This is a genomic window from Bacillus cereus group sp. MYBK222-1 (assembly GCF_051916425.1).
GTDB lineage: Bacteria > Bacillota > Bacilli > Bacillales > Bacillaceae_G > Bacillus_A > Bacillus_A paranthracis.
The window spans coordinates 744,693-765,257 of the sequence record NZ_JBQAGP010000001.1 but is presented as its reverse complement, the minus strand read 5'-3'; the positions used below and the strand labels follow the sequence as shown (position 1 = coordinate 765,257).

Genomic DNA, 20,565 nt, shown 5'->3' with positions numbered 1-20,565 from the left:
TTTTATTGGAGTGGATAATATGTCTTTTCAAATTCGTGAAGCGACGATAGACGATATAGATGCGCTTTGCTCTTTGACGAAAGAATTAAAAGGTTCCTCTATTTCCTATGAAGATATGAACAACCGATTGCAATTCGTACAAATGAGTCCTTTTGATTTTTTATATGTTTATGAGGAAGAAGAAACTATATTTGGATTACTTGGGTTTCGTATACGTGAAAATTTAGAAGATGTAACTCGTTATGGGGAAATTTCAATTATTAGCGTTGATTCTACAATACGACGAAAAGGCATTGGGCAAGTATTAATGGATTATGCAGAGCAATTAGCAAAGAAGCATAATTGCATTGGCACATGGCTAGTTAGTGGAACAAAAAGAGTAGAGGCTCATCCTTTTTACAAAAAATTAGGATATGAAGTAAATGGTTACCGATTTGTAAAATATTTTTAAACTACTTTTTAACGGAAAGGACTATAACTATGACAAACTTTCAAGCAATTTTCATTGACCGTGACGGTACAATTGGTGGCGATACTACAATACATTACCCAGGATCATTTACATTATTTCCTTTTACAAAAACATCCTTGCAAAAACTAAAAGCTAATCATATAAAAATTTTCTCTTTTACAAACCAGCCAGGTATCGCTGACGGGATAGCAACTGTAACCGATTTTGTACAAGAATTAGAAGGCTTCGGTTTTGATGATATTTATGTATGTCCTCATAAACACGGTGATGGTTGCGAATGTCGTAAACCAAATACAGGCATGCTGCTACAAGCAGCTGAAAGACACGGGCTTGATTTAACACAATGTGCTGTAATTGGTGATCGCTGGACTGATATCGTTGCAGGAGCAAAAGTGAATGCGTCAACGATTTTAGTACGAACAGGCGCTGGATACGACGCTTTACATACGTACCGAGACAAGTGGGCACATATTGAACCAAACTACATTGCAGAAAACTTTGAAGATGCGACAAATTGGCTTTTAAGTCAACTATAATGCAAATGAAAAGAGACGCCTTCAAAATGAAAGCGCCTCTTTTCATCTAATATTTTTTAAAACGTCAATTCATAATGGAAATAACGATTATCTCTCAAATAACCATTTTCAGCGTATAATCGCTGCGCTGATAAATTATCAATCTCTGTTTGTAATTTTACACCTTTTGCACCATTTTCTAAGGCGAATCCTTTCGCAGCTTCTAATAATTTTTTTCCTGTTCCTGCCCCGCGCTTAGTAGCTTGTACAAATAAATCATTTAAAATCCATAATTCTTTCATCGAAATAGAAGAAAATGATGGATATAATTGTGTGAATCCAATATATTCTCCGTCTTCAACTGCCACGAAAATAACTGATTCTTTTTTCTCGATTCGATTTCGTAAAAATACTTTTGCTCCTTCTAAATCGGAATCTTGTCTATAAAACATACGATAGTTATTAAAAACTGATGCTAGTCCATCTAAATCTGCAATTGTTGCCTCATATATTCTCATTTTACTCCATTCCCCTTCCAATACTGTTTCATTATATCCGTTGCCCATTTAGGCTGTACGATTTCTTCTTTCGGCATAAACTCTTTCATTATCGGCTTTATATCCAATATAGGGGTACCATCAATAGCATCTAACCCCTCAACAATAATTGATTTACCTTCTCTTTTGATTACCTTTACAATGGTTGCTCCTATACGATTCGGACGATTTTTTCCACGCTGTGCAAAAATACCTACTTTAGGATAATCATGATTATTTCTAGGATATCTAGCAAAATATTGAATTTGTTCATCAGTTACTTTATGAAAATAAAAAACAACTTCAATATGAGAAAAATCTTCAATCCCTTGTATACTTTCTTCTGTATACAATTCAGTTAAAGTAATATAGGATTTTACTTCTCCCCACTCATCATCCTTTATTTCCTTTCTTTCATTATGTACAAATGCGATTGGTTGAACTGAAAACATACGCATTCCCCCTTACATGTAACCACTTACATTATAAAATATTTTCTGAATGTTTTCCACATATACAAATTAGGTTACATAATATAATTATAATCTATTTCCTACGGCGAAATTAACTGCTTCAACTGCATGTATATAAGTCGTATCGAATATTGGAATGGATACGTCTTCCTGCTTTATTAATAATCCTATTTCTGTACATCCTAAAATGATACCCTGTGCGCCTTTTTGCACTAAATCTTCTATAACTGTTTTATAATACTCTCTGGATTGAGATACGATTTTTCCTAAACATAATTCTGTATATATGACTTCGTTTATTTTTTCTCTATTTTTTTCTAATGGCACTATGACTTTTATATCATTCTCTTTAATACGTGATTTATAGAAATCTTGCTCCATTGTATATTTTGTTCCAAGTAAACCAACAGTTTGAATACCTTTTCTTTTCATTTCTTTCGCAGTTGCATCTGCGATATGTAAGACTGGAATATGAATATTCTCCTTTATTTTCTCAACTACTTTATGCATTGTATTTGTGCAAATAATAATAAAGTCTGCGCCTCCCATTTGTAATGAATATGCTGCATTCCCTAGAATTTCTCCTGCACTATCCCAATCACCGCTAGACTGGAATCCTTCAATCTCTTCAAAGTCTACACTATTAATTAAACATTTAGCTGAATGTAACCCACCTAATCTACTTTTTATTTCTTCATTTATGATTCGATAATATTCAGCAGTTGATTCCCAACTCATACCACCAATAAGACCTATCGTTTTCATTAAACCCACACCCACCTTATACTATTTATTCAAGATTATTTCGACATTTTATTATGTATATTATACATAATAAAACAAGACTTTACGTTTGAAATATAAAGTCTTGTTTTAACTATTTCCAAGGAAATTTTATAAGAATATTCTGAAATTAATCCCCTAATGTTTTTATTGAATCTTCATATTTATAATGAAAACATTCTCGATACAACTGTTTAATTTCATCATATGATGGCACACGTGGGTTATTCGCTGGACTTCCACTTTCAATTGCATCTGACGCCATTTTAGAAATAGCTTTTTCAAACTCAACCTCACCAATTCCATATTCTTTTAAATTTGGAATACGAAGATCAAAACAAAGTTTTTTTATTTCCCCCAGCGTGTAGTCGGCTACTTCTTCATCACAATAGGAATGCAAATCTTTATTTAAACAGCGGCCAATTTCCGCTAATCTTTTTACCGCACTACCTTTTGTATATTCTAAAACTGTAGGTAATAGTATTGCATTTGATATACCGTGTGGTACATGAAATAATGCCCCAACTGGCCTCGACATTCCATGAACTAACGTAACAGATGCGTTTGAAAATGCAATTCCAGCTTGTAAGGAAGCAATCATCATCGCTTCTCTTGCCTCCATATTCTCCCCATCTTCATAAGCAATACGTAAATATTTCATAATACTTTCAATTGCTGAAAGAGCGAGTACATCTGTAAGTGATTGTGAAACTTTAGAAATATATGCTTCGACTGCATGACATAATGCATCGATCCCTGTTGCTGCTGTAATATGAGGTGGTACAGAACGTGTTAAAATCGGATCAATAATCGCTACTTGCGGGGTAAAACTCGGATGCTTCATCATCATTTTTACATCTGTTCGTTTATTCGTAATTACTGCTACACTTGTTACTTCTGACCCAGTACCCGAAGTTGTTGGAATTGCAATGAGCGGTAGCGGATCATTGTCTATTTCCATATCCTTTTGGACATAATCTTCTACTTCTCCGCCATTTGTATATAACACCGCAACTGCTTTTGCTGCATCAATACAACTTCCACCACCAAGACCGATAATAAAATCACACTTTTCTTCTTTACAAATAGTTAACGCCTCTAACACGTGTATATTTGTAGGCTCAGCATTTACCTTATTATATGTAATAACGGTAATACCTTTTGTATTTAATTGTTGTATACAACTCTCAACATATCCTAAATTCTCCATAATTGTATCCGTAACTATAAACGCTCTTTTCCCGAATTTCTTGGATTGTTCCCCCAGTTTTTCAAGCGAATTTCTTCCATATAATACAGACTTCGGCATACGAAATTCAGCAACTTCTTGCAACTACTCCACCTCTTCTTTCCCTAATTCATGTTTTCGTCTATAAAATATCTATTTAATAAATCCCTGTTAAAGTATAGAACGTGATAACTAAAAATACAGCAAGCGTTTTCAAAACTGTAATTGCAAATATATCTTTATATGACTGTTTATGAGTTAATCCGGTTACTGTAAGAATAGTAATAATAGCCCCGTTATGTGGTAGTGTATCCATTCCTCCTGATGCCATTGATACGATACGATGCATTACTTCTAACGGAATATCAAATCGATGAGCCGCTGCAATAAACTTATCTCCCATTGCACTTAAAACGATTCCCATTCCTCCTGATGCAGAGCCTGTAATACCGGCTAAAATATTCGTCGTGACTGCTCCATTCACGAGAGGGTTTGTGAATGTGGCAGAAATGCCATCTCTCATGATTGCAAAACCTGGAAGTGCGGCGATGACACCACCAAAACCAAACTCAGCTCCTGTATTCATTGTCGCAAGTAACGCTCCGCCAATACTTGTATTCAATCCAGCTTGAAATCCTGTTACGACTCGTTTCCAATATAATAATAACGTTGTTACAATACCTATTATAAGTGCCAATTCTACCGACCAAATTCCAACTACTGCACTTAATTCTACTTTTCCAAATGCTTTCATACCAATTGTAGAAAAATCAAAACCATTCGGATACCACTTCGGTATCATGATAGTAAAAACTTTATTCATTACACCTACTAAAACAAGTGGTATAAAAGCAATTACTTGCTGTGCTCTTGTAATTTCAAGGCTTTTCAGTAACGGCATATCTTTTTGTTCTACTTGTAAAGAAGCTGCCATTTCCGTATTCCCATCGTTAAAACCAAAATATCCTTCTCCAGCTGCTTTCGCCTTCTTACGTCTACTCTCTAAATATAGTAAACCTAACGTAAGTACAAAAATTGCCCCTACAATACCAAGTACCGGCGCAGCATAAATGTCTGTTTTAAAAAACGTTGTAGGTATTACGTTTTGAATTTGTGGTGATCCAGGTAGCGCATCCATCGTAAACGTGACTGCTCCAAGAACAATCGTTCCAGGGATTAAACGTTTTGGAATATTCGCTTGTCGAAACAGCTTTGCTGCGAATGGATATACAGCAAACACTACTACATACACACTAACACCGCTATATGTTAAAATAGCCCCCATTAATACAATTGCTAATATCGTACGTTTTTCACCAACTAACTCTATAATTGTCTTTGCAATTGAGTCCGCAATTCCTGACATTTCTACTACTTTCCCAAATATTGCTCCAAGTAAAAATACAGGAAAATATAGTTTAATAAAACCTACCATTTTCTCCATAAAAATATTCGAAAAGAAAGGTAATACAAAACTAGGCTCTGTCAAAAACACTGCAAATAAAGCAAAAATCGGTGCAAATAAAATAACAGAAAAGCCTCTATAAGCTACAAACATAAGTAAACTAAGTGCTAATAATATAATAACTAGCTCCAATTATACCCCTCCTTTAACAGAAGATTCAAACTTTTATTGATAAACTTCTACTACTAATCTTTTGATTCTGACATCCCTCCTCTTATTCATACAAATTTTTCATGCTAAAAATGTCTAATTATAAGTATTCGATTACATATGAAAAATCCCTTTAAACAAAAAACGATTTCATCATCATACGTTATAAAGGGATTATTAGTCTCTATATTTACTTCTTTATCAAACTGTTTTCTAAACAAAAATGATGTAGTTCTTTTACATCATTTACGATATGAGTCGCACCAACTTCAGTCAATTCCATTTCACTACCATAGCCATATAAAACGCCGATCGATGCAATTTCATTATGATTCGCGCCGATTATATCGTGCTTTCTATCTCCAATCATAACAATTTCTTCTTTATTAAGTTCTTCATTTGTTTGTAAAATATGAGCAATGATTTCTTCTTTTTTTATTCTTGTACCATCTAAATTACTTCCAATAATACCTTCGAAATAATTTGTTAGTTGAAAATGCTCTACAACTTGTTCAGCAAATATAGTAGGCTTTGAAGTTGCTATAAATAAACGATTTCCAGTATCTTTTAATTGTTTTAAAAGATTTGGAATACCCTCGTAAACATTATTCTCCAACAATCCACGTTGCTTTAAATATTCTCTGAAATAAAAAACAGCTCGTTCAACTTCTCCTTCATTCATATTATATCTCTCTACAAATGATTGCTGGATGGGTGGACCAATAAATGAATCTAACTCGCTTATATGTAATTCTTCAATGCCAACCTTTTTTAATGCATACAATACTGAATTGACAATCCCTTCTTTCGGATCCGTCAATGTTCCATCTAAATCAAATAAATATGTTGTGTACACGTTTCAATCCCCCACTCATTTTACTTTATAAGTAACCTATAACAGATCTCCCCTCTTTCCCTTCTATTATAATACTATCATTATCTTTTTTTCTGAAAAATTACTTTTCCTATGTCACATACTTTCAGTTACAAAAAAAGATACATATGGTAAAGTGAAAAAGTTACAATTATTTTAATAGAAACTGGTGAAACAAATGTCAATTACGTTAATTTTTATAATGGCTTTCACAATTATTATCCATGCGGTTGAAACTAGCTCTTATAGTATTCGATTAGCTGGTGTACGTTTAAAAAAGATTGCCGTTGCCTTATCCGTCGTAGGAATGGTACTGCTTATTTCTAGAACATCTAACTTACTACAAGCCTTTTTAATCGGTGGTATTGTCGATGAAGCAAAACTAGATTCTTCTATTGATTTAGAGCATATTATACGTCTCGTTCTATTATCTGCTTCTATCGGTACATTACTTGCGATTATACTGTATCCAACTTTGACAAAACTATTTGGATACGTCATTCAAAATTTTGAAACAGATGGTTCATTCATTCGAATGATGAAGACGAATAACATTCAAAAGTTAAAGTACACAAAAAAATATGTACGCTTTCCAAAGTTAGAAATGATTCATAGACTACGCATTGGTGGTATTCCAAAACGTATTATGCTTATTAATATGTTTGCTACTGCCATTTATACAGCAGGTGTTCTTTCTGCCCTTTACGCTTCATTTCTAAATCCAGATTATGCAACAAACGCAAGTACAGCTTCTGGTCTTGTAAATGGTTTTGCTACAATTTTATTAACCGTACTACTCGATCCACGCATCGCTCTTTTAACAGAACGTGCTTTACAATCAGAGAATGGTGCTGAGTCTATGAGTAAAATGTACGGTTGGCTAATGATTTCTAGACTTTTCGGTACATTATTAGCACAACTACTATTTGTACCAGGTGCTTACTGGATTTTATGGATTATTGAACTAATACATTAATTTACTAGAAAGGTGAATATATCAATGAATATCCAAACAGAGCAACATATCATTCGCTTAATAGAAAACGACGAATGGATGATGGACGTATTACAATTAGCAAAATCACTAGAATTACCTGATTGGTGGATTTGTGCCGGGTTTGTTCGTTCTAAAATTTGGGATACTTTACATAACTATGAAGCTAAAACGACTATGCCTGATGTTGATGTGATTTATTATGATAGTCTACATAAAGATGAGATATACGAACAATCATTAGAAACGAAATTAATGAATATGGATGCTACTATCCCTTGGTCTGTAAAGAATCAAGCTCGTATGCACGTAGTAAATAATATGCCACCGTATTCTTCTTCTGTTGATGCTATTTCTAAATTCCCTGAAACAGCAACGTCTTTAGGGGTTACATTAGACGAAAAAAACAATGTTATATTAACAGCTCCGTGCGGCATTGAAGATGTTCTTTCCTTACAAGTGAGACCAACAGCTCATTTTCTGGAATCGAAAGAGCGTATACATATGTACAAAAACAGAGTTATTAAAAAGAACTGGCAAAGTAAGTGGCCTAGCATTACAATCACATATCCAGAAATTTAGAAAGGATGCTTCTTATTTAGAGAAGCACCCTTTTCTTCATTTCAAAAAATGTATGACTGTTTCTGCAAATCTATCTGCTTCCTCATAATGAGGTGAATGACCGCTCTCTTCAAATACGATATACTTGCCGTTTCGGGCATCTTTATTAAATATTTCAATTTGTTTTTCACACGTTACTACATCATGTTTTCCTACTATTAATAGCATTGGACTTTGTACATCTTTTATTTTTCGTAATAATGAAGTATGAAATGCTCCTTCTAATTTTAATCTATCAAAATGAATCTTGGAGCGATTTGAAAATTCTTCCCACTCTTCATCACTATATAAACTCTCGTCTGTCACATCTTCCTTATAATTGTAAAGTTCCATTCTTTTTTCTTCTAATTCATCACTTAATCTTATATAAGATTCTAACAACTCTTCTGAACAAGCATTGCTAGATGAATAAGCAAAGCACTCTTTTGCTACTTCTTCTTTTCTATACTTTTTTAATAAATGCCCTGCCTTTTGTAACAAAGCCCTACTTGTTAATGCGAAATCGAAAGTTGGTCCTTCAAATATTATTTTCTCTATTGAACTTGGATATATCGATGCATATAACAATGCTAAATATCCACCGAAAGAATGTCCAATTACAGACCACTTCTCAATTTGTAATACTTTTTTTAATTCCTCACAGTCTTCAATCAAATCATTTAATCCAAAAGCTTCGTCTTCAGTAATTTTTTCTGAGCGACAAACACCTTTTTGATCTATCATAATTACATATAAAGAATCTTTTAAACGTTCCGCTTGATGAAATGAAAAATCATAGCAACTTTCTCCTGGTCCACCATGCAAGTATAGAACTGGTTTATTTTTAGGGTTTCCATGCGTTTCAACGTATAGCTTTTTTCCTCTAATATGCATGTATTTCCCTGCTTCTATCAAATTCGCCTTTATGATCATCACCTTCTTTTTTACTGAATATTATAACATCAACTGTTAAATAATCCCTATTACATTTAAAAAGACGATAATGATTGCGAGTGGTGCTACAAATCGAAGTAAAAACGCCCAACAAGTAAATACTTTCTTGCCATAATTTCCACCTACAAAAAACTCTGCTTCTAATACCTTTTTTTCCATTTTAAATGAAACGAAAATACTAATGAATAGTGCACCAAGTGGCATTAATATATTACTAGATAAGAAGTCTACTGCATCAAAAATATTTTTTCCGAAAATCGTAATATCACTCCATACTCCAAATGATAACGCTGATGGTATACCTACTAAGAAAATGCAGAAACCGATCATCCATGATAACTTTGTTCTTCTTTCTTGTTCGCCATTTGCTACTGCTGAAACAACTGTCTCTAATAGTGAAAATGCCGATGTTAATGTCGCAAATGTAAATAGTGCAAGGAATACTGTTAAGAAAAACCCACCAAATGGAATTTGACTAAATACTGATGGTAATACGATAAATAGTAATCCAGGCCCTTCTGTTGGCTCCATTCCTAATGAAAACACGGCCGGAAAAATTGCGAGTCCTGCAAATAATGAAACAAATAAATTCAATCCAACAATTGTTATTGCTGATTTTGGTAAACTTTCTTTTTTATTTAAATAGGAACTATACGTGACCATAATCGATATCCCGATACTAATCGCAAAGAAAGATTGTCCCATTGCGAACAAAATACTTTCTGAAGTAATCTTTGAGAAGTCTGGTTGTAAGAAAAACTTCACACCTTCCATTGCATTATCAAGTGTTAATGAGCGAACAATAAGAGCGACAAATAAAACGAACAACGCTGGCAACATATATTTACTTGCTTTTTCAATTCCGTTTTGTACACCTTTTGATACGACCCAAATCGTAATGAACATAAAAGCGAAATGTCCCATAATTGCCCAAACAGGATTTCCAATTGTTTCAGTAAATAATGAACCGTAATTTTGTCCTGGAGTAATAAGTTGTCCCGTTACTCCTCTGAATAAATAAATTAACACCCATCCACCTACAACACTATAAAACGAAAGTAGTATAAAACACGTTCCGACGCCAAGGCGTCCAATCCAGTGCCACCCTGTATTTGGTGCAATACTTTTAAATGCGCCAACTGCTTGTTTCTGCGTACTACGTCCAATCATAAATTCAGCTATAAGTAGTGGTAATCCAATTAATACAGTAAATAATATAAAAATTAAAAAGAATGCTCCTCCCCCGCTCTTGCCAGCGATATAAGGAAACTTCCATATTGCGCCAAGTCCAATTGCCGATCCGGCTGCAGCCATTATAAAACCTAATTTCGAAGTCCATTGCTCTGTCTGTTTCATCTTATTTTCCTCCTAATTAAATTTATTTATATAAATAATCAAATTATATAGACCAATTCAAATAAACCCTCCATTTCTATTTCCATAAAATAAAAAAATGGCTCAACGTCTCTATATAAAGAGACGCTAAGCCATTTACTTAACGCGGTACCACCCTTATTGATTCCATTATGAATCCACCTTAGTAGTAATCGTTTGATTACAAACCTAATATCGAAGGTTAACCGTTAAGATTTACTAAGAATGTGATTCCGTTCCACCTTACTGCTCCTAGGCGAGTTCAGGATGTCATTTGACTATGTCACACCAACCCATAGCTCTCTGTACAAATATACGACCTTACTACTCCTATTCAACACATTTTAATATTTAGAATATATTTTCTTTTGAAATTAATATGAAGTATATCGGTTATATTTGTAACTGTCAAGCTATATATTAATTTTTTTGTCGAAAAGAATGTTCCATTGTAACTTTGTACAATAAAGCAATGTTATTAATCATCTAGATCATCATGATCCATATCGTCTTCATCTTGGTCATCATCATCTTCATTTTTTATTAATTCAAATTCCTTTTTCGCTATAATATTCCCGTTTTTCTTATTAATATATATTTCTTCCTCACCTACATTTGTTTCTATCTCTATTTCATATACACCATTATCGTCCATACGTTCTACATCAATTCCCTCTACAACTCCATTTACTTTTTCAACTGCAATTTGTTTAGCTGTTTCCGGACTAAGCTCTTTACTTTTATAACTTTTTTCTTTTATCTCTTCAAATCCCGTTTCTTCATGTTCCATTGCATTTACACCATATGTTGTCCCTCCACCAATTAAAAGCACCATTACGATTCCAATCCATAATTTCATTTCATGTTCCTCCTCTTTATTTCTTTCTTCCTTACATACTAAAATGTTAAAATGAAAGAAAACTGTGAGAAACATTAAAATTTGATGAGAATCCGTTTATTGTTGTGATTACCCTTCGTCATCATCTTCTTGATCATCATTGCCTTCTTCTTGATCATCTTCATCTTGTTGTTGTGATGACTCCTTTTGCTGAATAGCGCTATTTACCGATGTAGTAGAAATGACTTCACCTGTTATCGTATGTATCCTTACATCGACCGTTTCTGTCTGTTTTTTTATAATAATTTGGTAGGTAGACGTACCATTTATATCAACTACACTTACCTTCTCTATAAATCCACCTGGTACTTTTTGTAACGCAACTTCTTTCGCCTGCTCTTCTGTTATAACTTTTTGTATTTGTGAAGTACCAATAAAAGCGCCTGTATTTTCTTCAATTTCTACTATCACATTCTCATTTGCACTTTTCTCTATTTCTATTACATATATATTCTTTTCATTTTTTTGCTCAAGCCTAATTCTCTTTACATTTCCTGGCACTTGCTGCACTGCAATTTCTTTTGCCTGCTCTTCTGTAATTTTTGTCATCGGCTTCTCTAACAATTGAATTTGACCAGTTGTTTTTTCAATCTCAACTACCTTACTTTGTTTATCATTTGTTTCTACCGTAATTACAAACACTTCTATCTCATTTCTCTTTTCTAATATAGTAAGTTTAATTTCACCTTGTACTTTCTGTAGCGCCATTTCTTCCGCTTTCTCTTTCGTTATTGTATTACTTTTTAATGATATTTCTTTAGCGCGTTTTATCTCTCCATTTTGAGCATCTACTATTATTTCATATGAGCCTTGTTCATTTGATAGATTTACCTTGTAAAAATCTAGTTCCCCTTTATTTACTAATTTCATGCTTTTAATTTTTCCAGGATATTGTTCCGACACAATATTTTGAATTTGTTTTTCAGATAATATTGTGTCTCCTTGCTTAGAAATGATACGTTGTGATACAAAAGCTACACTAACAAGCACAAAACAAAGTAACAATGCAACCTTCCATTTCTTTTTCATTTTCAAGCTCCCATCTCTTTATAAAAAAAAGGCAAATACACTGTAACTTTCGTCCATTTTCCCTCTTCACTTTCCAGTTGTATATCACCTTCATGAGCATCAATAATTTGTTTCGCAATCGATAAACCTAAACCAGTACCGCCTGTTTCCCTACTCCTCGCTTTATCAACTCGAAAAAAGCGATCAAACACTTTCTGTATATCTTCCTTAGGAATTCCAAAACCGTAATCTTGAATAGAAAAATAGACTTTTTCTTTTTGTATTCCTACTATAATATCTATAGAATCTTTACTGTATTTCATTGCATTATCTAATAAAACTACTAATACTTGTTTTATTTTTTGTTCGTCAATATTTACAACAATCTTTTCTTCCTCTGTAATAACACGAAAATCCCGATTATATGTTTTTTCTAGTTGTTCTGCAGTCATCTTACATAATCGGACCAAATCTGATTCGTTAGTCTCCAAATTCCACTCAGCACTGCTGTTTGCAAGAAGCAACATTTGATTCGTCATACCTTTCATTCTTACTGCCTCAGAATAAATCGCTTCTACAGATTCTTCCAAAACATCTTGTTTTTTCATTCCCCATCTTTTTAATAATTTTGCATAACTTTCAATAACTGTTAACGGTGTTCTTAATTCATGCGAAGCATCTGAAATGAACTGTTGCTGCTTTTCAAAGTTCTGATGTAATAAATCGATCATTTTATTAAATGTCGTTCCCATTTTGTGCAATTCATCTTTTGATTTTTTCTCAAGCGGTATTTTTTTGAATATCCCTCTATCCTGTATATGCTCCATTGTTTGTATTAAAGAATTTACAGGTTTTAAAATGAGTTTACTTAACATTCTTCCCGCAAAAAAAGACGGAATTAAAACGAAAAGTGATGCAATAACTAATACACTTTTTAACATATTCAAATTCTCTTGCAAACTATCTAAACGTTCTGTCATTTCTAACGAAACGATTTTTCCATCATGCCAAATGATTGGTATTTTTATATAAGCAAATTCCCCTCCATTCTTCTCATAAATTCCCGCCGATTCTCTTCTTTCAAATTTCGTATTTACTGCTGGGATTGGTTTTGTACTATCTACTTCTTGTCTAATCATTACCTTTGAATTTTCATTAATAACTCTAATCATACCGTTTGATGGTAAGTACGGTTGCAACAGATTTACTGCGTCTATTTCTTTTGCTGATTCTGCATTCATTCCTTCTATAATATGTACTGCCTCACGTTTTAAACGTTCTAACTCTCCGTTCGTAGTCACTTTATAAAACAAAAAATATATAGAACTATTAATAAGTAACAAAATAAGTAGTAACCATACTGTAGAAAATAAATATATTTTATTTTTAATTTTCATATATTACACCTTTAAGACATAACCAACACCTCTAACAGTGTGAATAAGCGGTACGTCTATATTACAATCTACTTTTTTACGTAAATATCGAATATATACATCGACTACATTTGTATCACCATAATAATCAAATCCCCAAACATTCGTTACGATCTGTTCTCGATTTAACACTTGATTTTCATGTTTCATTAGAAAGTGTAATAAATCAAATTCACGTGGTGTTAAGTCGACTAGATTATTCCCTCTTTTCACCTCACGTGTTTTCTCGTCTAAATATAAATCAGCAACTTGATAACTACTATGCTCCTCTTCTTTTATTACGTTTGAAATTCTTAAACATGCTCTAATTCTCGCTAAAAGTTCTTCGATTTGAAATGGCTTTGTAATATAATCACTTGCCCCTTGATCTAAGCCACTCACTTTATCAACAACTGAGTCACGAGCAGTTAATAAAATAATAGGTATTACAGCATTTTTCAAACGTATTCTTCGAAGAACTTCTAACCCACTTATATTTGGAAGCATTACATCAAGTAATATTAAATCCCAGTTACCATTGCCGAACTTTTCCATTGCCTCTGTACCTGTTTTTGCAATTTTACTTTCATATCCTTCAAATTCTAATTCTAACTGCACGACACGAGCAATTTTTTCTTCATCCTCAACGATTAAAATCCTTTCTCCCATAAAAGCCTCCTATAATATATATTTGCACCATTTTAGTATAACAAGTAATACTTTCCTTCAAAAGAAAAAATACCCAATATATTTTCTCCTTAATGAAAAAAATCAGGAATGAAATATATTCCTGATTTTTAAAGAGACAATCCAACCCATTGCCAATATGCATAGTAAAATATAACCATTACAAATATATAAATAACGCTTAAATAACTACTTAATTTTAATAAATCTTGTGGTTGAAAAGTTTCTCTATCACTTTCTTGAAATAATAGTAGTGCTTTAGAACTGACCGGAAAGGTTAAACAATAATTTATTCCAACAATACCTAAAAATAAGACAGCTACTTCATTTAATTGTAGACTACTTGCAAAGTATAGTAGTGGCGGAATAAAAATTACCGCTCTCGTAGTGTGAGATGTAATATATAAATGTGATGTTACGGAAAGAATAACAATTACTAGTAGCACAATGAAAATTGATTGACCATCAATAAATTTTGTTATAGAAAATAACTTCTGCATAATCCATTGCGCTGCACCACTTTCCATTAATGATTTCCCTAATGCAATTGCTGCTCCAACAAATAAAATTAAGTTCCACGAGACACCTTTTAAACTTTCTTTCCACTGCATTACGCCGAGTTTTGGTAAAGTTAATAAAAATACCCCTATTATAGTTACGGTTGCAATTTCCAAACCGTGTAACCATTCCGTTAGCCAAAATGCTACCATCGCTAATAAAATACTTATTGTATACTTTTCATTTCGCGATAATTCAAACTTAACCTTTTTCTGTTGCAGTTTCATTTTTACTTCCTCTTTGTCTAAAAATAGTACTAATATTACGCGACAACTTATAAAGCTCATTATAATTCCAAATGGTAATCCCCATATTAACCACTCTACAAATGTAATGTTTTTATTATTAAATTCATTTAACATATCTAGAGCGATTAAATGTGAGCCTGCCCCAATAATTGTAGAACTTGTTGAAACTAAAATCACAGTAGGCATTAAAATTGCTAATGCTTTCGCAATTCTTCTACTTCCAATTTCTTTACATATAGCTTGAAAAACAGGTAATACAACCGCTGCGCGTCCCGATGTAGATGGAATAAAAAAGGCAAGTATTTGAATAATCATTGTTAAAATCCAGCATAATCCTGATATATTACGAGCACGATTCACAACAAAGTACGTCATTTTTTCAGCTAGACCGGTAATTTGAAGTGCTCTTCCTAAAATAAACGAACCGATCATAAGCCAAATGACATCCGAAGCTAGCGAATCAAATAAAAGATCTTGCTTTGCTGTTCCTGAAATAATTAGAAATAATACAGAACCGAGTGCAATATAGGCCGAATTTATCGTTGTTGTTGTCCATAATATAATTGCAGAGCAAAACCCAAACAAACTCCATTTTGCTTCCATCGTTAATGATGATGGAAGCAAAAGAACTATTTCTACAATTAATATAAGTGCTACGGGCAGAACCCAGGATGACTTAACTTTCGGAGTATCATTATTATCCACATGTAATTCCACTACATTTTTTTCAATCATGATACGTACCCACTTTTATTTAAACGAGAAGCGATTTGATAGCCAACTAAAACTGTACGCATCGTACTCTCTGTACAATCACGAAGCCATTTCTCCGCATTAGAAAATGCATTTTCTAATGAAGATGGCATTGGTAATATGCTTGTATATGCATCAATTCCGTAATCGTAATTAATACGTGCCCCTTTACCAACTGTCCCTACTAACGCTATTACTGGTAATCCATATCTTTTTGCACATTTAGCCACCTCAGCTGGAATTTTCCCACGTGGTGTTTGAAAATCTATACTTCCTTCCGCGGTAAATACAAGATCACACTTTAACAATAATTTATTTAGATCCATATACTTCATAATAATGTCGTATCTCGGGTGAAGCGTTGCCCCAATTAAAGCTTGCAGTCCAGCACCAAGACCGCCAGATGCACCACCTCCTGGTGTATGATGTACATCTATCCCTATATCTTTTTTTATAATAGAAGCATAGCGTTCCAATGCTTTTTCTAGTTCTATTACTTGTGCTTCGTTAGCACCCTTTTGCGGACCAAACACTCTAGCTACTCCATGCTCACCGCATAATTGATTAAACCAATTACAAGCAACATCGATTTGGACATGTCTTAATCTAGGATCTACTTGTGACGTATCTATTTTTGAAACTTGTAATAAAGAGGTGCCACCTTGAATTTGTATTTCCTTTTCATCTTCATTTAAAAACTTTACACCTAACGCTTCAGCCATACCAGCACCTCCATCAGACGTACCTGAATCACCACATCCTATTAATATACGATCTACTCCTTTGTTTAAAGCTAATTCTATTAACTGTCCAACACCGTGAGTAGTCGTTTTCCTTGGATCACGTAAATCTCTCGGTACAAGGCGTAACCCAGCTGCCGCAGCCATTTCAATAACAGCTGTACGCTCACCGTTTCTCGTTTCAAAAACACCAAAATAAGATTGTATCTCATCTCCAACAGGTCCCGTTACTTGTACTTCATACATTTTCCCACCAGTAATATTTATAATTGCCTCTGTAAACCCTTCCCCGCCATCAACCATCGGTAAAGTCTCTACAGTAGCAAGTGGCATAACTTTTAAAATCCCCTCTTTCATTACATCGGCAGCTTCCTTCGCCCCTAAACTTTCTTTAAACCCTGATGGTACAACTAAAATACGCATGTATTATGTCTCCCTTCACCTTATATATCTTTCGTATCTACGGCTTATATTAAAGGTGAAAAAAGAGAGCACAATTAAGCTTACATTAAAATTTGATGAGAAAGTGCTGAATTTTGCGCACTAAAAAACCCGCTACACTATAAAATAGCGCAACGGATGCATTCCTTTACTCTTTATTTAATTTTATTTCTCTATTACGGGACAATACTTGTACGATTTCGCGTTTGCTATACTCAACAAGCAATTGCTTTAAATTTATATTTTGTAAGTTTTGTAGTAATAGTAAGAAAATTTTCTGTTGAAACTCGTACATAACCAACTACTTTTTCTTCCATATTGAGTCCCTTCTCGTTACAGCAATTAAAGTTCCTGTAACGTTTACCCGTTTTTTGCGGATAACGTGTGCATAACGTCCATCCGTTAAAACGTACTTTACGATGACTTCAAAACATAACACAACCCTTTATTTTTTCCTCTACTATCGTCGTATACTGTACATAGCCATTACAGTCTATAAAACAACAATAAAAATTTAACACTTAATGCACTTATAAAATTATAATGCTCTTTTAAATTTCTACGCTAAAACGCAAAAAAGCACTTGTTGCCTTTAATTGACAATCAAGTGCTTTAAGTTCATATGTTTTTAAGTAGCATAAATTTGTAAGTTTTATAGTAACAGTATGACACCTTTTATATGTCGTGACAACTACTATGTTAAAACTTACGAGTTTGTACGAGTTCGTTAATTTAATGTCCATTCCATGTCTTTATATTCGTCGCACAGTAAAATGTCTTCTCGCCTAAGCTCGTACTTCATTTTCTATTCTATCATTGCACACAGTACTCCATGATGGTACAACCATCATGGAGTATATGTTTTCAAACACCCTATTATTTTTTCTGTCTTTTAATTAGTTAAATAGGATTATTCGGAAATTCACTATGATACTTATCAATTAATGTTTTATAATTTTCATCATTTGGTACTTCACCTAAATATTTATTTTTCCATATAATCATTTGGTCACTAAAACTATATTCTGTATCGAACCAATTTGTATAATCGTAATGCATCTTAAATTTCCCACTACTTTCAAGAGACATTGTAAAAGAATACCAAAGTTCCTGCTCATTATCTTTAAAAACATTTCTTAATTCATCGCTCAATTCAAACAGCTTTCTTTTATTTTTTTTAAATTCTTCTTTATCAATAGCATAGTTAAATGGGATTTTCACACTGTAATTAAAGCATTGTCTATTTTCAGGTGTATTATAAAAAAAGTAAGTTCCCCCTCCAGTTTCCGATATCTGAGCATAAAAATAAAATTTCTCCCATTCTTCTGGAATCATTTCATTAACTGTTTCGGCTATTTCTCTATACAACTTATTCATTTCTTTTTCCACTTTAATCAACCCCCTGCGCGATTTCTAATCGTTTTCTCAAATATTCCTTTTCCTTCTATTTCATAAACTATCTCAAAATAATTTGGTCTTAGTGAAGTCCCTTGATAAACTGGTTCAATCTTTACAGATACTTTTTTCGGCGGAATTTCACTTAAAGCATTAGCCCATTCTTTCTCCATGTTATACCATTCTCCACCTGACCGATTAATCTGTTTATTTTGAGCGACTAAATTATCAATGTCACCGGATCCATGGAATTGTGTCCCTATCAAGTGACCACCATCATCATCATCAGGCAACCTATTTTCTCGTCCTGCTGCTACCTGCATTCCTGTATTTCTTTTTCCTTTTTGAAGTATTAATTCTTCTGCCTCAACATCTACTATTCTACCAAGCTCATCTGTTGTATATTTATAACCATCCTCAGTAATATAACGTACGTTTGGCGCAAGTTCTTTCCTTCCATTTTTCCCTTTAATAATTTGTTTCCCAAGATCCCCCTCTTTTATTTCAGTTATCTTAGGAGTATTACCCGTACCCTTAACAACCTTACTCTCCATATACTGATAAGCCTCTTTCAGAGAATACTGTCCTCCTCCTGAGACCTTTCCTACTCCAGCTATGGTGAAGCCTTTTCCCTCGCCTGGGATCCATTTGTATTCCAGTAATGTTTTTACTGCGTGCTGGATCTTTTCATTCCCCTGCAAGAAAGTTGTTTTTACGGTTGTGGCACCTTTGTTCCATAGATTTCCGATTTTGTCGGCAAATCCTTTTGCTGTCGAGGCTACAAAGTTTACACCCTCTTTTACTTTGTGGCTGGCTGTTTTTATGGCATCGACAGCTGCTTTTTAGTACCTATTTTTCACTTTTTATAATCTCAATCTAATATTAACTTTATCTTTATTATATATCATTTTTATACTGATACGAAAAAAGCACTTGTTGCCTTTAATTGACAAACAAGCGCTTTAAGTTCATATGTTTTTAAGTAGCATAAATTTGTAAATCCTGCAGTAAAAGTATGAAACCTTTTGTATGTCATAAAAACTACTACGTTAAAACTTACGAGTTTGTACGAGTTCATTAGTTTCATATACATTCCATGTGTTTATATTTATCGCCCGGTAAAATGTCATCTCGCCTAAGCTCATACTTTATTTTCTATTCTATCATTGCACATAACACTCTATGATGGTACAACCATCATGAGGTCTTTACTTTTTAACAGCCTATTCTTTTTCGTTCTCATGCCTTACCTGACTGTGTATACAATTTTAGTACCACATGCTTTATCACTCTAGTATATAACCTATAAGTCCTGTAATAAATACTTAGGCAGTTACTATAGCTAATTGTATTGGTTTCCTTCACTAAATCACAAACTATTCATCCCATTCCTCATATACAACTGACCCCATATAAATTAAATTTCCACTTTTAAATTTAACTTCATCTATATCTCCATCGTACTCAAAATCATATAATCTAATAACAGAATCATAGGTTTCTGGCAATTCTTCCCCATAATGTTCCACAAATTGTGATAAAATTTCCGCTTCGTAAGAGGAACCACTTAAAAGGGTAGTCAACGATGTAGTGGAGCCCTCTATCAAGATACTCTCTAATAAATCTTGGTTATAATCAATAAAATCAATATTAAAGTCTCTCATGAATTTAGATTGAATTCTGTCCCCAACTTCATCAAACTTAATTTCAACATATTCTTTTAGACTTTGCTTAGTTCTAAAATTACCTATCCATAAAGACATTACGCCCAGTTTTTCCATAATGAATCCCCCTATATATAAATTATAGTAACATCACTTATCTTAAGCCTTCAGGTAATGAATTTATTCCACCTTTCAATCTATAATGTGCCCAATTTTTTAATCTTCTTTTAAATGTACTATAATCTAAAGAACTATCAATAATTTTTAACAACTCATTATGTGTTGTAGTAGAACCTATATCACCATGTTTACCTATTGGATTAACAAATTGTCCCACTCA

At 33.4% G+C, this 20,565-nt stretch carries 21 protein-coding genes and 1 other annotated feature; of the genes, 4 read left to right on the top strand and 17 right to left on the bottom strand.

Going from position 1 to position 20,565, the window contains the following annotated elements; translation table 11 throughout:
* Nucleotides 1–19 precede the first annotated feature (19 nt).
* Both ACTFR9_RS03850 and ACTFR9_RS03845 read left to right on the top strand, forming a co-directional pair.
* Nucleotides 20–451 (top strand): GNAT family N-acetyltransferase, encoded by a 432-nt coding sequence (locus ACTFR9_RS03850; protein WP_000009783.1) that lies wholly within the window; start codon nt 20–22, stop codon nt 449–451.
* 29 nt (nt 452–480) lie between these two features.
* On the top strand, nt 481–1,008 hold the full coding sequence (locus tag ACTFR9_RS03845) for an HAD-IIIA family hydrolase (protein ID WP_000181094.1): 528 nt from the start codon (nt 481–483) through the stop codon (nt 1,006–1,008).
* Between the two features lie 56 nt (nt 1,009–1,064).
* Here the strand turns inward: ACTFR9_RS03845 and ACTFR9_RS03840 are convergent, their stop codons facing one another.
* The 6 genes from ACTFR9_RS03840 to ACTFR9_RS03815 form a co-directional block, all read right to left on the bottom strand.
* Nucleotides 1,065–1,505, bottom strand: a complete 441-nt coding sequence (locus ACTFR9_RS03840) for a GNAT family N-acetyltransferase (RefSeq protein WP_046197531.1) — start codon at nt 1,503–1,505, stop codon at nt 1,065–1,067.
* Complete coding sequence (locus ACTFR9_RS03835) at nt 1,502–1,975, bottom strand: SAM-dependent methyltransferase (protein WP_076868184.1); 474 nt, start codon at nt 1,973–1,975, stop codon at nt 1,502–1,504. Before ACTFR9_RS03835 ends, ACTFR9_RS03840 begins: the two co-directional genes overlap by 4 nt.
* An 87-nt stretch (nt 1,976–2,062) precedes the next feature.
* Nucleotides 2,063–2,761 carry an aspartate/glutamate racemase family protein gene (locus ACTFR9_RS03830; protein ID WP_074533062.1) on the bottom strand — a complete coding sequence of 233 codons (699 nt, stop codon included), beginning with the start codon at nt 2,759–2,761 and terminating at the stop codon, nt 2,063–2,065.
* Nucleotides 2,762–2,909: 148 nt separating this feature from the next.
* Nucleotides 2,910–4,112, bottom strand: a complete 1,203-nt coding sequence (eutG, locus tag ACTFR9_RS03825; protein ID WP_098946740.1) for an alcohol dehydrogenase EutG — start codon at nt 4,110–4,112, stop codon at nt 2,910–2,912.
* Between the two features lie 52 nt (nt 4,113–4,164).
* Nucleotides 4,165–5,604 carry a GntP family permease gene (locus tag ACTFR9_RS03820; RefSeq protein ID WP_229136358.1) on the bottom strand — a complete coding sequence of 480 codons (1,440 nt, stop codon included), beginning with the start codon at nt 5,602–5,604 and terminating at the stop codon, nt 4,165–4,167.
* Between the two features lie 208 nt (nt 5,605–5,812).
* Nucleotides 5,813–6,478, bottom strand: a complete 666-nt coding sequence (locus ACTFR9_RS03815; protein WP_000288833.1) for an HAD family hydrolase — start codon at nt 6,476–6,478, stop codon at nt 5,813–5,815.
* 196 nt (nt 6,479–6,674) lie between these two features.
* On the opposite strand from ACTFR9_RS03815, the gene ACTFR9_RS03810 reads away from it, so the two are divergent.
* On the top strand, nt 6,675–7,472 hold the full coding sequence (locus tag ACTFR9_RS03810) for a lipid II flippase Amj family protein (RefSeq protein WP_000028910.1): 798 nt from the start codon (nt 6,675–6,677) through the stop codon (nt 7,470–7,472).
* Nucleotides 7,473–7,496: 24 nt separating this feature from the next.
* Nucleotides 7,497–8,072: a nucleotidyltransferase family protein gene (locus tag ACTFR9_RS03805; protein WP_001025798.1), complete on the top strand. Its 576-nt coding sequence runs from the start codon at nt 7,497–7,499 to the stop codon at nt 8,070–8,072.
* Between the two features lie 36 nt (nt 8,073–8,108).
* Here the strand turns inward: ACTFR9_RS03805 and ACTFR9_RS03800 are convergent, their stop codons facing one another.
* The 11 genes from ACTFR9_RS03800 to ACTFR9_RS03750 form a co-directional block, all read right to left on the bottom strand.
* Nucleotides 8,109–9,023 carry an alpha/beta fold hydrolase gene (locus ACTFR9_RS03800; RefSeq protein WP_074565293.1) on the bottom strand — a complete coding sequence of 305 codons (915 nt, stop codon included), beginning with the start codon at nt 9,021–9,023 and terminating at the stop codon, nt 8,109–8,111.
* 36 nt (nt 9,024–9,059) lie between these two features.
* The gene (locus ACTFR9_RS03795) at nt 9,060–10,400 is read right to left on the bottom strand and encodes a sodium-dependent transporter (RefSeq protein WP_000814557.1); all 1,341 of its coding nucleotides are present in this window, start codon (nt 10,398–10,400) and stop codon (nt 9,060–9,062) included.
* A 116-nt stretch (nt 10,401–10,516) separates the two neighbouring features.
* Nucleotides 10,517–10,765 (bottom strand) — a binding site (T-box leader).
* 131 nt (nt 10,766–10,896) lie between these two features.
* Nucleotides 10,897–11,277 carry a PepSY domain-containing protein gene (locus tag ACTFR9_RS03790; protein ID WP_000780503.1) on the bottom strand — a complete coding sequence of 127 codons (381 nt, stop codon included), beginning with the start codon at nt 11,275–11,277 and terminating at the stop codon, nt 10,897–10,899.
* Nucleotides 11,278–11,385: 108 nt separating this feature from the next.
* Nucleotides 11,386–12,345 carry a PepSY domain-containing protein gene (locus ACTFR9_RS03785; RefSeq protein WP_002170261.1) on the bottom strand — a complete coding sequence of 320 codons (960 nt, stop codon included), beginning with the start codon at nt 12,343–12,345 and terminating at the stop codon, nt 11,386–11,388.
* A 2-nt stretch (nt 12,346–12,347) separates the two neighbouring features.
* Entirely contained in the window at nt 12,348–13,721 is a 1,374-nt protein-coding gene (locus ACTFR9_RS03780; RefSeq protein WP_000694910.1) for a sensor histidine kinase, read from the bottom strand.
* 3 nt (nt 13,722–13,724) lie between these two features.
* Nucleotides 13,725–14,408: a response regulator transcription factor gene (locus ACTFR9_RS03775; protein ID WP_000504583.1), complete on the bottom strand. Its 684-nt coding sequence runs from the start codon at nt 14,406–14,408 to the stop codon at nt 13,725–13,727.
* Between the two features lie 128 nt (nt 14,409–14,536).
* A complete protein-coding gene (locus ACTFR9_RS03770; RefSeq protein ID WP_229136359.1) occupies nt 14,537–15,967 on the bottom strand; it encodes an SLC13 family permease in 1,431 nt (476 codons plus the stop codon).
* Nucleotides 15,964–17,148, bottom strand: coding sequence for a glycerate kinase family protein (locus tag ACTFR9_RS03765; protein ID WP_001221973.1), 1,185 nt, complete (start codon nt 17,146–17,148; stop codon nt 15,964–15,966). The genes ACTFR9_RS03770 and ACTFR9_RS03765 overlap by 4 nt, the downstream gene beginning before the upstream one ends.
* 918 nt (nt 17,149–18,066) lie before the next feature.
* The gene (locus tag ACTFR9_RS03760; protein WP_000410096.1) at nt 18,067–18,555 is read right to left on the bottom strand and encodes an antitoxin YezG family protein; all 489 of its coding nucleotides are present in this window, start codon (nt 18,553–18,555) and stop codon (nt 18,067–18,069) included.
* 5 nt (nt 18,556–18,560) lie between these two features.
* A complete protein-coding gene (locus tag ACTFR9_RS03755) occupies nt 18,561–19,262 on the bottom strand; it encodes a DNA/RNA non-specific endonuclease (protein WP_001161862.1) in 702 nt (233 codons plus the stop codon).
* 675 nt (nt 19,263–19,937) lie between these two features.
* Nucleotides 19,938–20,342, bottom strand: coding sequence for an immunity 22 family protein (locus tag ACTFR9_RS03750; RefSeq protein WP_103141593.1), 405 nt, complete (start codon nt 20,340–20,342; stop codon nt 19,938–19,940).
* Nucleotides 20,343–20,565 lie beyond the last annotated feature (223 nt).